This is a genomic window from Bacillus cereus group sp. BceL291 (genome assembly GCF_051776705.1).
In the GTDB taxonomy this organism is placed as follows: domain Bacteria; phylum Bacillota; class Bacilli; order Bacillales; family Bacillaceae_G; genus Bacillus_A; species Bacillus_A cereus.
Map to the genome: position 1 here is coordinate 1 of NZ_JBPWAP010000251.1, position 395 is coordinate 395.

The window sequence follows — 395 nt, forward strand, 5'->3', positions numbered from 1 at the left end:
CCTGATTGAAGTATCCAATATTTTGTATCATTCTTCCAAAGAACATTCCGTAATACAGTTTGATTACCGATTCCACCAACATAATCTTCAACATCTTTTATTTCAACTTTTCCTTCCAAAGCTTTTGCAGTAGTTTCCCAACCTGCTTTAGCCTCCTGTAACTGCGTACCTTGTTTAGTTTGTATCTCTTGTAAACTAGTAACTTTTTCTTTAATACCGTCCGCTGTTTTCTCTACAGTAGTCACACGCTCGCTAAAATCGACTTGTGTTTTTTCTACCGTTTTAATACTTTCTTTAATACCATTCACACTTTTTTCAATCTCGGTTGTTTTTTTAGTGAATTCATCATTCGTTACTTGATTTTCTGGAGCTGGTGTCCAATCCTGTGGCTTATT

1 pseudogene is annotated in these 395 nt (G+C 35.4%); it reads right to left on the reverse strand.

The annotated features are described in order from the left end of the window. Nucleotides 1-395 (reverse strand): annotated as a pseudogene (locus ACS2CR_RS34450) (phage tail spike protein); the annotation flags it as partial.